Origin of the sequence: Streptomyces sp. NPDC001903 (assembly GCF_042891345.1) — a bacterium.
GTDB lineage: Bacteria > Actinomycetota > Actinomycetes > Streptomycetales > Streptomycetaceae > Streptomyces.
Window position 1 is genome coordinate 298,346 of sequence record NZ_JBIASZ010000003.1, and the last position, 12,602, is coordinate 310,947.

Consider the following 12,602-nt stretch of genomic DNA (forward strand, 5'->3'; position numbering starts at 1 on the left):
GAGCGCCAAATCCAGTTCGCGTTTCTTACCCGAACCGTAAGCTGAGCCGATGCTCGACGTACGACGCCTGCGCCTGCTGCGCGAACTCGCCCGCCGCGGGACCATCGCCGCCGTGGCCGAGGCCCTCGCCTTCAGCCCTTCGGCGGTGTCCCAGCAACTCGCCGTCCTCGAACGCGAGGCGGGGCTGCCGCTGCTCGAACGCACGGGCCGCCGGGTCCGGCTCACTCCGGCCGGTCAGAACCTGGTCCGGCACGCCGAGGCCGTACTGGAGCGGCTGGAACGGGCCGACGCCGATCTCGCCGAGGCGCGCAACGGCCTGGCCGGGGCCCTGCGCGTCGGGGCCTTCCCCACCGCCGTCCGGGCCATCCTCCCGGCCGCGTTGGCGGCCCTGGCCCGGCGTCACCCGGGACTGGAGCCGATGGTCTCGGAGACCGACCCGGCGGCCGTCGCGCACGCGCTGCGCGCCGGGGACCTGGACGTGGCCCTGATCCACGAGTACGACTTCGTCCCCGCGCCGCCGGAGCCGGGACTCGCCACGCGGCCGCTCTACCGGGAGTCGATGTACCTGGCCGCCCCGGCGCAGGCCGCCACGGCGCGGACGGCCCCGGCGTGGACCGTCCCGGCGCAGCCCGCGGCCGGCGCGGCGCCGGCCCTCGGAACCGACCAGGGCGCCGTCCTGCGGGCCCACGCCGACGCCCCGTGGATCACCGCCACCCACGGCACCCTCTGCCACGCCATGGCCCTGCGGGCCTGCCAGGCCGCCGGGTTCACCCCGCGGATCCGCCACCGGGTCGACGAGTTCCCCGCCGTGCTCGCCCTGGTCGCGGCCGGCCAGGGCGTCGCCGTCGTCCCGCAGCTCGGGGTCATCGGCCCCGCCGACCCGGCCGTCTCCCTCACGCGGCTCCTCATGGAGCGCCGGACCAAGATCGCCTTCCGCAGCGGCGCCGGCGCCCATCCGGCCGTGGCCGCCTTCGGAGCGGCACTTCGCGCCGCCGTACCGCCGGAACTCGCCACTCCCACTTCCCCGGAGTGACGCGACTCCCTTCCACCGCCGCGCCCGTGTACGTTCGTTGATCCAGACAGAACCGACCAGAGCGGGGTACGACGTGACGCATCGCGTACGAGGGGTCATCGCCCGGAGCAAGGGCGCACCGGTGGAGACGACGACGATCCTCGTGCCCGACCCGGGACCCGGCGAGGCCCTGGTCAAGGTCCAGGCCTGCGGGGTCTGCCACACCGACCTCCACTACCGTGAGGGCGGCATCAACGACGAGTTCCCCTTCCTCCTCGGCCACGAGGCCGCCGGAATCGTCGAATCCGTCGGCCCCGACGTCACCTCCGTCGCACCCGGCGACTTCGTCGTGCTCAACTGGCGTGCCGTGTGCGGCACCTGCCGGGCCTGCAAGCGCGGCCGTCCCTGGTACTGCTTCAACACGCACAACGCCACCCAGCCCATGACCCTGGAGGACGGCACGCCGCTCTCCCCGGCGCTCGGGATCGGAGCCTTCGCCGAGAAGACCCTGGTCGCGGCCGGCCAGTGCACCAAGGTCGACCCGGCGGCCTCCCCGGCCGCCGCGGGCCTCCTCGGCTGCGGGGTCATGGCCGGCCTCGGCGCCGCCCTGAACACCGGCAACGTCGGACGGGGCGACTCCGTCGCCGTCATCGGCTGCGGAGGAGTGGGCAACGCGGCCGTCGCCGGCGCCCGCCTCGCCGGCGCCGGCCGGATCATCGCCGTCGACCTCGACGACCGGAAGCTGGAGTGGGCGCGGGGCCTGGGGGCCACCCACACGGTGAACGGCCGTACGGAAGACGTGGTCAAGGCCGTCCAGGCGCTCACCGGAGGCAACGGCGCCGACGTGGTCATCGACGCCGTGGGCCGCCCCGAGACCTACCGGCAGGCCTTCTACGCCCGCGACCTGGCGGGAACCGTGGTCCTGGTCGGCGTGCCCACGCCGGAGATGAAGCTCGAACTCCCGCTGCTCGACGTCTTCGGCCGCGGCGGCGCGCTCAAGTCCTCCTGGTACGGGGACTGCCTGCCCGAGCGGGACTTCCCCCTCCTCATCGACCTCTACCTCCAGGGCCGCCTCGACCTCGACGCCTTCGTCTCCGAGACCATCCCCCTGGACGCCGTCGAAGACGCCTTCACGCGCATGCACCGCGGCGAGGTCCTCCGCTCGGTGGTCGAGTTCTAGCGCAACCCGGACCGACCCGGCCCCCGGCCCCGACTGACGCAGGCGCAGGCGCAGGTGGGGGCCGGGGCGCGGGGCGGCCCCGTACTACACTCGGCCGGGCCGCCAGACCCGTGCCCCGGTCGCGATCCGACCGGGGCCGCCGCACACCCAGGGGCCGTTCGTGACCATCGACCGCAGCTACCGCCAGCCCGGTGTCGTCCTCACCGACCACCGCTTCAGCGTCCCGCTCGACCACACGCGCCCGGACGGGGAGCACATCGAGCTGTACGCCCGCGAGGCCGTCGCCACCGGCAAGGATCCCGAGACCCTGCCCTGGCTGCTGTACCTGGAGGGCGGCCCCGGCTTCGGCGCCCGCCGCTTCACCGGCCGGCAGGCCTGGTTGGAGCGGGCCCTCACCGAGTACCGCGTCCTCCTGCTCGACCAGCGCGGCACCGGCCGCTCCACCCCGGCGAACCGGCAGACCCTGCCCCTGCGCGGCGCCCCCGAACAGCAGGCGGAGTACCTCTCCCACTTCCGCGGCGACTCCATCGTGCGCGACGCCGAGGCCATCCGTCCCGGCCTGACCGGCGGCGCCCCCTGGACCGTCCTCGGGCAGAGCTTCGGCGGCTTCTGCACCACCCACTACCTCTCCACCGCCCCCGAGGGGCTGACCGCGGCCCTGATCACCGGTGGCCTGCCCTCCCTGACCGCCACCGCCGACGAGGTGTACGAGGCCGCGTACCCCCGCATGGAGCGCAAGAACCTGGCCCACTACACCCGCTACCCGATGGACGTCGAGCGCGCCCGCCGCATCGCCGCCCACCTCGTCGAGCGCCCGGCCGAACTCCCCGGAGGCCACCGCCTCACCGCAGAGGCCTTCCAGTCCCTGGGCATCCTGCTCGGCACCGGCGACGGCAGCCACCAGCTGCACTACCTGCTGGAGGACGCCTTCGTGCCCACCCCCGCGGGCCCGGCCCTCGCCGACGCCTTCCTGGAGCAGGTACGGGGGCTGCTCTCCTTCGCCGCGCACCCCCTGTACGCCCTGCTCCACGAACCCATCTACGCCCAGGACCCGGCCGCGCCCACCGCCTGGGCCGCCGAACGGGTCCGCGCGGGCCACCCCGGCTTCGACGCCGGGAAGGCCCTCGCGGGCGACGCGCCCCTGCTGTTCACGGGGGAGACCGTCCACCCCTGGCACTTCACCGCCGACCCCGCGCTGGCCCCGCTGCGCGAGACCGCCGAGCTGCTGGCCGCCCGTACCGGCTGGGAGCCGCTGTACGATCCGGCGCGACTCGCCGCCAACGAGGTCCCGGTGGCCGCCGCGATCTACCACGACGACCTGTACGTGGACACCGCGCACTCCCTGGAGACGGCCGCGCGGATCCGGGGCCTGCGCACCTGGGTGACGGACGAGTTCGAACACGACGGCGTCCGCGCCGGCGGCGCCCGTGTCCTGGACCGCCTGCTGGCCCTCGTACGCGACGACGTCTAGGACTCCGCCTCCGCAGCGCGGGGGCGCGCGGGGGGTGCGGCTATCGTGCGGGGCATGACCGAACAACTGGATCAGCCCGCGCCCTTGGAGCCGATGCCCGCCGACTGGCAGCGCGCCCTCGCGGTGGTCGCCCACCCCGACGATCTGGAGTACGGCGGGGCCGGGGCGATCGCCCACTGGACCGACGGCGGCCGCGAGGTCGTCTACCTCCTGGCCACCCGCGGCGAGGCCGGCATCGACACGATCCCGCCCGAGGAGTGCGCCCCGCTGCGCGAGGCCGAGCAGCGCGCGAGCGCCGCGGTCGTCGGGGTCTCGACCGTGGAGTTCCTCGACTACCGCGACGGCATCGTCGAGTACGGCCTGGACCTGCGCCGGGACATCGCGGCGGCCATCCGCCGGCACCGCCCCGAACTGCTCATCACCCTCAACCACCGGGACACCTGGGGCGGGCAGAACGGCGGGGGCAACTGGAACACCCCCGACCACAAGGCCGTCGGCCGGGCCACCCTGGACGCGGCGGCCGACGCCGGCAACCGGTGGATCTTCCCCGAGCTCATCTCCGAACAGGGCCTGGAGCCCTGGGACGGGGTGCGCTGGGTGGCGGTTGCCGGATCCACCACGCCGACGCACGCGGTGGACGCGGGCCCCGGCCTGGAGCGCTCCATCAAGTCGCTGATGGAGCACAAGGCGTACATCGAGGTCCTCACGGACCAGGACCCCGAGGAGTACGTCCGCGGCTTCCTCACCGGTTACGCCCAGCAGGCGGCGCCGCGCTTCGGCGGCCGCCCCGCGGTGACGTTCGAGGTCTTCACGCGCTGAGTCCCGAGCCTCTATTCTGACGGATCGTCAGAGGAGGCTTTCCGTGATCGACACCATCGGCACCGAGGTCGCGGAGGGTGAGGAGCGCATCCGGCTCGAGACCGAGGACGGCATCGCGGTCCTCACCCTCTGCCGCCCGGACCGGCTCAACGGCTGGAGCTGGGAGTCCACCCGCCAGCTGGGCCTGCTCGCGGACCGGATCCGCTTCGATCCGGACGTACGGGTGGTCCTGCTGCGGGCCGAGGGCCGCGCGTTCTGCGCGGGCATCGACGTGAAGGCCCCCGGCGGCGCCATCACGGGCGCGACGGCCGCCGAGCGGACCCGCAACTACTACGAGGGCATCCGCTGGGTCCACGAGCGCTTCGCCGTCCTCTCGCGGCTCCCGCAGCCGGTGGTGGCCGCCGTGCAGGGCTACTGCCTCGGCTTCGGCTTCGAACTGGCCCTGATGGCCGACCTCCGCATCGCCGCCGAGGACGCCGTCTTCGCCCTGCCCGAAGCGCAGCTCGGCGTCGCGGTGGACGCGGGCGGCGACCTGCGGATCGCCCGCGAGGCGGGTGCGGGCTGGGCCAAGTTCCTGGCGCTGACCGGCCGCCAGATCGACGCCGCGACGGCGCACCGCCTGAACCTGGTCCAACTCCTCGTCCCGCCGCGGGAGCTGGACGCCGCGGCGCGCGCGGTGGCGGCGGAGATCGCGGCCAACGCCCCGCTCGCCGTACAGGGCGTCAAAGGTGCGATCGACGCCTACGCGGACGCCGCCCTCGGCCCGGCCCTCGACCGCGTCGCGATGACGGCGGCCCTCACCCTCACCTCCGAGGACTGCCGCGAGGGCTACACCGCCAAGGCGGCCCGCCGCCCGCCGCACTTCACCGGAGGCTGAACACCGGCCGGGTCGAGAACTCCTCGCACATGCCCTCGCCGTCCGGCCCGTACACGAACTCCGCCGTGGACGGGTTGCGCTGGGCGGTGGCCAGCGGCAGCCAGGCGAGCAGCGCGCCGTATCCGCCGCAGACGGCCTCGCCGCCGTCGCCGCCGTGCACCGCGGTCCGGTCACCGCTCAGCTCGGTGGCGTAGCTGTCGTACGCGATGTGCAGCCCGAAGGCGTTCGGTTCGTGCCGCACGCCGCCGCCCCCGTAAGAGGGCTCGTCCAGAGGGCATTCGTTCCCCCATCGGAACAGCGTGCCCGCCCCGGCCCCGCAGGCGTGCTCCCACTCGTCGGCGCTCGGCATCCGCAGCCCGCGCGCCGCGAGTACCTCCGGCATCGCGTCCGCGGGCCCGGTCAGCGCCTCGTCCTCCACGGCCATGAGCACGGTGGCCGGCGTCGCGGTGCGGACCGGGCTGAGCACCTCGGCGAGATACTCCTTCAGGGGGAGCTCGTACCCGTACCCTTCCGCCCGGCTCTCCTCGTAGTCGGCGACCTGTGCGGGCGTCGGCGTCCAGGCGTCCAGGTCGAACCCGAGCCGCACCGGGCCGCCGGGTATGAGGGCGAACTCCCGTCCCGCACGCTCGATGCGGACGCGGTGCAGCGGCCCGCCGAGGTGGTCGACGGTGTCGAGCAGCACCACGCGGCCGCCCGCCTGCGCGGCGGCCTCGTGCGCGATGCGCCCGGCGGCGGCCCGGTCGAGCGAACGCCAGTGGGCGAAGGTCAGATCGGCGAGAGACATGAACGGATCCTCCCACCGGGCACCGACAACCGGCGCTCAGGGGGTGAAGGGGCCGCGGCCCAGCTGCGCGCGGACCGGGACCACCTCCGGGTTGACCAGCGAGCGGCGCTGCCAGTTCGCGCCGTCGACCACCAGCGTGTGCCCCGTGATGAACCGGGCGTACGGGGAGGCCAGGAAGGTGGCCGCCCAGCCGAGTTCGCGCGGGGCGCCGACGCGCAGGGCGGGCTGACGGGTGTCGCGGGCATCGGGAGCGGCCCGCTCCAGGCCGTCGCGGATGTCCTCGGTCATGTCGGCGTGCGGGAACAGGCCGGGGACGAGCCCGTTGACCTGGATGCCGTACGGGCCCCACTCGACGGCGAGCGTCTCCACCAGGTTCTTCACCCCGGCCTTGGCGGCCGCGCTGTGGGCGAAGCCAGGCCCGCCCGTCCAGGCGTACGAGGCGCCGATGTTCACGATGGACCCGGGCGTGGCGGCGCCGAGGTGGCGACGGCCGAACTCGCGGGTCATGAACCAGGTGCCGGTCAGGGTGATGTCGAGGACCGCCCGCCAGGCGCCCGGCGACAGGTCCTCCGCCGGGGAGGGGAAGTTGGCGGCCGCGTTGTTGACCAGGACGTCCGGCAGGCCGGGCCCGGCCTGCGCCGCGTCGAAGACCTCCGCTATCCGCCCCGGGTCCCGGATGTCGCAGACGGCGGCCGTCACCCGGCCCGCGCCGGGAACGGCCGCCAACTCCTCCTGCGCCGCCTTCAGCCGCTCGGCGCGCCGGCCCGCGATCACCAGGTCCGCGCCGAGCCGTGCGAACTCGGCGGCGATGGCCTTGCCCAGCCCGGTGCCGCCGCCGGTCACGAGGACCACCTGCCCGGCGTACGTACCGGCGGGCAGCGCGGCGGCACCGAGCGGAGGCGGTGCGGGGAGCCCGGGCGGGCCGGGCGGGATCTCGTCCGTCATGGGGCATCGATAGCGCGCGGGCGCCGAGATCGCCATGCCCGTGACGGGGTCAACCCTGCGGCGCGTACGCCTGCTTGCTCGCGCAGGTCCACACCACGGCGGTGCCCTTCATCGTCTCCCAGTCGTAGAACGTGCCGCCCACCCGGTCGTCGTCCGAGGCCGCGTACGCCGAGCTGCGCGAGTCCGGGCCGGTGCCGGCGGGGTGGGGGAGGGCCAGCGGGGCTCCCGTGCCCGGCCAGTACGCGGCGTGCAGGAAGTTGGGGTATCCCTCGACGAGGGTGACGGCCGAGCCGACGGCCACGTTCGTGGCCGGGCTGAGCCCGTCGAGGGTCAGGTGGTCGTAGCCCTTGACCCGGCCGGGGTCGTTCGGCAGGGCGTCGTACGGCTTCTTCCAGACGGCCGGCTTGCGCTCCTGCCAGTCGCGGTAGCCGCGGTCCTCGTGGCCGACGACCCTGCCGCGGTCGTCGATGCCGGCCGCGGTCGTCCACACCGACCGGTCGTCCTCGGTCCACACCTGCAGGCTGTACGGCGGGTACCCGCCCCCGGCGGGCCAGACGACCGGGAAGGTCTTGCCCCGCAGCTGGTCGTCCTCCTCGTAGGAGGTCTGCGCCGTGCCGACGATGTCCCCGCGCGCGTTGATCCCGTTCACCGAGACGATCCTGGTGCCCGGGCGGGCGTCCGCGGGCACGGGCAGCTCGCGCACCACCGCGCCGTTCAGCCATTCCTTGGCGACGCCGTCCTCCGTGCCGACGGAACGGCCCGAGTCGTTGACGTCAGTCACCGCGCTCGCCGTGGTTCCGCCGCCGATCAGCCGGACCGCCGCCGCGCCCTTCTGGTACGTGAACCCGTACGGCGTGTCGGGGGCACCGGCCCGCCGGAGGGTGCCGACCATCAGGCCCTTGGCGTTCACCGCGCGGACCTCGCCGGACACGAAGCCCTCGGGCAGCGGGACGGCGTGCACCGCGTGGTCGGCCGTCCAGTACGCGGGCAGTCCGACGCTTTCGCCGGCCACCAGGCCGGCGGCCCCGAAGGCCCGTACGGATCCGTACGCCGGCGAGGGGCCCTGCGCGAGGGCCGGCAGCCGGAGGATGTCCGGCGCGCACGCGGTCCCGGCCGCCGCGGCCGGGGCGGCCGCCGTGATCAGACCGGCCAGAACGACGGCGGCAGCGGCCGCGGACATGCTTCTTCTCATGTGAGTGGTCCCCCCTGGACTCAAGTCATGACGAGTGCACGCCACATGCTGCCTGACCGGGGGCTGAAGTGGCCGGATTGACGCGTGGTGTTTCGGTCCGGCCCGGAATCCGGGTCGCCGACGGTTCCCAGAGTGGCAAGCGACCGCTTAGTATGCCCGCGGAGCGTGGTTCCTCGACGGCGGCTGGAGGCCCCGGATGCAGGCATGGCGAGTACATACCCCCGGCGAACCCCGAGAGGCCATGCGCCTCGAAGAGGTTCCCGAACCGGTGCCCGGCGAGGGCGAGGTGAGGCTCAAAGTGCTCGCGGCGAACGTCAACTTCCCCGACGCGCTGCTCGTCCGGGGCCAGTACCAGATCCGCCCGCCGCTGCCCTTCACCCCCGGCGTCGAGATCTGCGGCGAGACCGAGGACGGCCGCCGCGTCATCGCCAACCCGAGCCTGCCGCACGGCGGCTTCGCCGAGTACGTCACCGCTTCCGCCCGCGCGCTGCTGCCGGCCCCCGAGACCCTCGACGACGCCGAGGCCGCGGCCCTGCACATCGGCTACCAGACCGGCTGGTTCGGCCTGCACCGCCGGGCCCGGCTCCAGGCCGGCGAGACCCTCCTCGTGCACGCCGCCGCCGGCGGGGTCGGCAGCGCCGCCGTCCAGCTCGGCAAGGCAGCCGGCGCCACCGTCATCGGTGTCGTGGGGGGCAAGGCGAAGGCCCGTACCGCCGAGGAACTCGGCTGCGACCTGGTCATCGACCGCACGAGTGAGGACCTGGTCGCCCGCGTCAAGGAGTTCACCGCCGGGCGCGGCGCCGACGTCGTCTACGACCCGGTCGGCGGGGACGCCTACACCGCCTCCGCCAAATGCGTGGCCTTCGAGGGCCGGATCGTCGTCGTCGGCTTCGCGAGCGGCACCATCCCCGCCCCCGCCCTCAACCACGCCCTCGTGAAGAACTACGCCGTCCTCGGCCTGCACTGGGGCCTGTACGCCACCAAGGACCCCGCCGCCATCGCCGCCTGCCACGTCGAGCTCACCCGGCTCGCCGCCGAGGGCACGATCAAGCCGCTGGTCAGCGAGCGCGTACCGCTCGCCGCGGCCGCCGACGCCGTGCAGCGCCTCGCCGACGGGTCCACCACCGGCCGGCTGGTCGTCGTACCGGCCCTGGACGGAGGGGACCCGCGGTGATCACCTCCGAGGAACTGGTGGCGCGCGTACGGGACCTGCTGCTCGCCCACCCGCCCGCCGACACCGACCGCGCCGATTTCCTGCGGGCCCGCTTCGACGCCGGCCTCGCCTGGGTCCACTACCCCGAGGGCCTCGGCGGACTCGCCGCCTCCCGCACCCTCCAGGCGGTCGTCGACGCCGAACTCGAAGCCGCCGGCGCCCCCGACAACGACCCGCGCCGGATCGGCATCGGCCTCGGCATGGCCGCGCCCACGATCCTCGCCTACGGCACCGACGAGCAGAAGCGGCGCTTCCTGCGTCCCCTGTGGGTGGGGGAGGAGGTCTGGTGCCAGCTCTTCAGCGAACCCGGCGCCGGCTCCGACCTCGCCGCGCTCGGCACCCGCGCGGTCCGCGAGAGCGGCACCGGCGACTGGATCGTCGACGGGCAGAAGGTGTGGACCTCCAGCGCCCACACCGCCCGCTGGGCCATCCTGATCGCCCGCACCGACCCGTCCCTGCCCAAGCACCAGGGCATCACCTACTTCCTCTGCGACATGCACGCCCCCGGTGTCGAGGTCCGGCCGCTGCGACAGATCACCGGTGAGGCCGAGTTCAACGAGGTCTTCCTGACCGGCGTCCGCATCCCCGACAGCCACCGGCTCGGCGCCGTCGGCCAGGGCTGGGAGGTCGCCCGCACCACCCTGATGAACGAACGCGTCTCCATCGGCGGCATGCGGATCCCGCGCGAGGGCGGCATGATCGCCCCGGTCGCCGCCGCGTGGCGCGAGCGGCCGGAGCTGCGGACCCACGCACTGCACCAGCGCCTGCTCCAGCTGTGGGTCCAGGCCGAGGTCGCCCGGCTCACCGGCGAGCGGCTGCGCCAGCAGCTCGCCGCCGGGCAGCCCGGCCCCGAGGGATCCGGGATGAAGCTCACCTTCGCCCGCCTCAACCAGGAGATCAGCGGCCTGGAGGTGGAACTCCTCGGCGAGGAGGGCCTGCTGTACGAGGACTGGACGATGCGCCGGCCCGAGCTCGTCGACTTCACCGGCCGCGACGCCGGCTACCGCTACCTGCGCGCCAAGGGCAACAGCATCGAGGGCGGCACCAGCGAAATCCTCCTCAACATCGTCGCCGAACGCGTCCTGGGCCTGCCCGCCGAGCCGCGCGACGACAAGGACCTCGCCTGGAAGGACCTGGCCCGATGAGCACTGCGTTCGACCTGCTGTACTCCGACACGGAGGAGGAGCTCCGGTCCGCCGTACGGGCGCTGCTCGTGGACCGGTGCGCACCGGCGGACGTGCTCGCCCGGGCGGAGACCGGCCGGCCGCACGACCCGGGGCTGTGGCACACGCTCGCGGCGGAGATCGGCACGGCGGGGCTGCTCGTACCGGAGAAGCTCGGCGGGCAGGGCGCGGGCCACCGGGAGGCGGCCGTGGTCCTGGAGGAGCTCGGCCGGGCCGTGGCGCCGGTGCCGTTCCTGACGAGCGCGGTGCTCGGGACGGAGATCCTGCTGGGCTGCGACACGCCGGAGGCCGGCGACCTCCTGCGGGAGCTGGCCGCGGGCCGGCGGGTGTGCGTTCCCGCGCTGCCGCTGACGCAGGCCCCCGGCGCTCCGCTGCCGAGCGCTGTACGGGACGCCGGGGGCGGGGCGCTGACCGGCACCGTCACCTCGGTGGCGGACGCGGTGGCCGCCGACGTCCTGCTGGTCCCGGCCGACACGGGGCTGTATGCGGTCCCGGCGGACGAGGCCTCGCTGACCGCGCTGGTCCCGCTGGACCTGACCCGTCCGCTCGCCACGGTGACGCTGGACGGCGCCGCGGGGACCCTGCTCGCGGACCCGGCGACGGCGCGGGCGGCAGTCGCCGGAGCACTGCTCTCGGGGGCCGGACTGCTGGCCTCCGAGCAGCTCGGGCTCGCGGAGTGGTGCCTGACGGAGACGGTCCGGCACGTGCGCGGGCGCAACCAGTTCAACCGGCCGGTCGGCTCCTTCCAGGCGCTGAAGCACCGGCTGGCGCAGCTGTGGCTGGACGTGGCCTCGGCCCGTGCGGCGGCCCGCGCGGCGGCGGACGCACTGGCCACCGGGGCCCCCGACGCCCCGCTGACGGTGGCGGTCGCACAGGCGTACTGCTCCGTAGTGGCGGTACGGGCGGCGGAGGAATGCGTGCAGCTGCACGGCGGCATCGGGATGACCTGGGAGCACCCGGCGCACCTGTACCTGAAGCGCGCCAAGTCCGACGCCCTCGCCCTGGGCACCGCGGGCCACCACCACACCCTGGTGGCCGACTTCGCCGAACTGCCGTCCCCGTAGCTCCGGGTCCGACACCGGGTACCCGGCCCCGGACCCCCAGGGGTCCGAAAGCGGGTACCCGGTGAACCGGGGAGGGCGGGGCGCCGGAGGCCCGTGCGAGGGCACGGCAGCGGGCGCCCCCCCGGCACGGCATGGCACGGCACGGCCTGGCCGAACGGCCGATGCGCGGCTCCGGGCCGGTGCGGCAGGGTCGACGGGTCGCCCCGGACCCCGCCCGCCCCCAGAAGGAGGCGCCATGCTGCACGCCCTCTACCTCCTCGGCATAGCCGCCTTCGCCGCCTCCGGCGTCCTCGCCGCCCACCGGGCCAACATGGACCCCTTCGGCGGGCTCGTCCTGGCCTTCGCCGCCGCCATCTCCGGCGGGACCCTCCGCGACCTCATCCTCGACCGCCACCCGCTCTACTGGACGCACGACTGGCTCCTGCTCGTCGTCATCGCCTCCGTGGCCGTGGCCACCATGCTCCACCTGCGCCGCCGCACGCTCCCGCAGCGCGCCCTCGTCGTCGTCGACGCCGTCGGCCTGTCCGTCGTCACCGTCATCGGCGCCCGCGCCGCCATCGACGCCCACGTCACGCCCGTCGCCGTGCTCATCCTCGCCGTGCTGACCGGGGTCACCGGCGAAGTCGTCCGCGACGTGCTCTGCGGGGAGTTCCCGCCGCTGCTCCTGCGCGAGGAGGTGTACGCGACCGCCGCGCTCGCCGGGGCCGCCTGCCACCTCGGCCTGTACTGGGCCGGTACCGCGGACACGCTCAACATCGCCGTCTCCGCAGGGCTCGTCTTCACCCTCCGCATGGCCGCCGTCTTCCGCGACCTGCACCTGCCCCGCCTCCAGCGGGCCGCAGGCTGATCCCTATCCTCGCC

12 protein-coding genes are annotated in these 12,602 nt (G+C 74.6%); 9 read left to right on the forward strand and 3 right to left on the reverse strand.

Annotated features, from left to right (window positions below; translation table 11 throughout):
• Window positions 1-49 precede the first annotated feature (49 nt).
• The 5 genes from ACFYZS_RS08105 (at window position 50) to ACFYZS_RS08125 (ending at window position 5,359) form a co-directional block, all read left to right on the forward strand.
• Window positions 50-1,033 carry a LysR family transcriptional regulator gene (locus tag ACFYZS_RS08105; protein WP_389008028.1) on the forward strand — a complete coding sequence of 328 codons (984 nt, stop codon included), beginning with the start codon at window positions 50-52 and terminating at the stop codon, window positions 1,031-1,033.
• Between the two features lie 73 nt (window positions 1,034-1,106).
• Complete coding sequence (locus ACFYZS_RS08110) at window positions 1,107-2,192, forward strand: S-(hydroxymethyl)mycothiol dehydrogenase (RefSeq protein ID WP_389008030.1); 1,086 nt, start codon at window positions 1,107-1,109, stop codon at window positions 2,190-2,192.
• Between the two features lie 166 nt (window positions 2,193-2,358).
• Window positions 2,359-3,663, forward strand: a complete 1,305-nt coding sequence (locus ACFYZS_RS08115; RefSeq protein ID WP_389008817.1) for an alpha/beta fold hydrolase — start codon at window positions 2,359-2,361, stop codon at window positions 3,661-3,663.
• 54 nt (window positions 3,664-3,717) lie between these two features.
• Window positions 3,718-4,482, forward strand: a complete 765-nt coding sequence (locus ACFYZS_RS08120; protein WP_389008033.1) for a PIG-L deacetylase family protein — start codon at window positions 3,718-3,720, stop codon at window positions 4,480-4,482.
• A gap of 43 nt (window positions 4,483-4,525) precedes the next feature.
• Window positions 4,526-5,359, forward strand: coding sequence for an enoyl-CoA hydratase/isomerase family protein (locus tag ACFYZS_RS08125; RefSeq protein ID WP_389008036.1), 834 nt, complete (start codon window positions 4,526-4,528; stop codon window positions 5,357-5,359).
• Here the strand turns inward: ACFYZS_RS08125 and ACFYZS_RS08130 are convergent.
• Genes ACFYZS_RS08130 through ACFYZS_RS08140 form a run of 3 tightly spaced genes read right to left on the reverse strand, consistent with a single transcriptional unit; the run spans window position 5,346 to window position 8,268 of the window.
• On the reverse strand, window positions 5,346-6,143 hold the full coding sequence (locus ACFYZS_RS08130; RefSeq protein WP_389008038.1) for a hypothetical protein: 798 nt from the start codon (window positions 6,141-6,143) through the stop codon (window positions 5,346-5,348). The genes ACFYZS_RS08125 and ACFYZS_RS08130 overlap by 14 nt on opposite strands.
• Before the next feature lie 36 nt (window positions 6,144-6,179).
• Complete coding sequence (locus tag ACFYZS_RS08135) at window positions 6,180-7,088, reverse strand: SDR family oxidoreductase (protein WP_389008041.1); 909 nt, start codon at window positions 7,086-7,088, stop codon at window positions 6,180-6,182.
• Between the two features lie 49 nt (window positions 7,089-7,137).
• Window positions 7,138-8,268 (reverse strand): hypothetical protein, encoded by a 1,131-nt coding sequence (locus ACFYZS_RS08140; RefSeq protein WP_389008043.1) that lies wholly within the window; start codon window positions 8,266-8,268, stop codon window positions 7,138-7,140.
• Window positions 8,269-8,476: 208 nt separating this feature from the next.
• Between ACFYZS_RS08140 and ACFYZS_RS08145 the strand changes: the two genes are divergently transcribed.
• The 4 genes from ACFYZS_RS08145 (at window position 8,477) to ACFYZS_RS08160 (ending at window position 12,588) form a co-directional block, all read left to right on the forward strand.
• Window positions 8,477-9,454 (forward strand): NADPH:quinone oxidoreductase family protein, encoded by a 978-nt coding sequence (locus ACFYZS_RS08145; RefSeq protein WP_389008046.1) that lies wholly within the window; start codon window positions 8,477-8,479, stop codon window positions 9,452-9,454.
• On the forward strand, window positions 9,451-10,638 hold the full coding sequence (locus tag ACFYZS_RS08150) for an acyl-CoA dehydrogenase family protein (protein WP_389008049.1): 1,188 nt from the start codon (window positions 9,451-9,453) through the stop codon (window positions 10,636-10,638). The genes ACFYZS_RS08145 and ACFYZS_RS08150 overlap by 4 nt, the downstream gene beginning before the upstream one ends.
• Entirely contained in the window at window positions 10,635-11,741 is a 1,107-nt protein-coding gene (locus ACFYZS_RS08155; RefSeq protein ID WP_389008052.1) for an acyl-CoA dehydrogenase family protein, read from the forward strand. The genes ACFYZS_RS08150 and ACFYZS_RS08155 overlap by 4 nt, the downstream gene beginning before the upstream one ends.
• Window positions 11,742-11,976: 235 nt before the next feature.
• Complete coding sequence (locus ACFYZS_RS08160; RefSeq protein WP_389008055.1) at window positions 11,977-12,588, forward strand: trimeric intracellular cation channel family protein; 612 nt, start codon at window positions 11,977-11,979, stop codon at window positions 12,586-12,588.
• Window positions 12,589-12,602 lie beyond the last annotated feature (14 nt).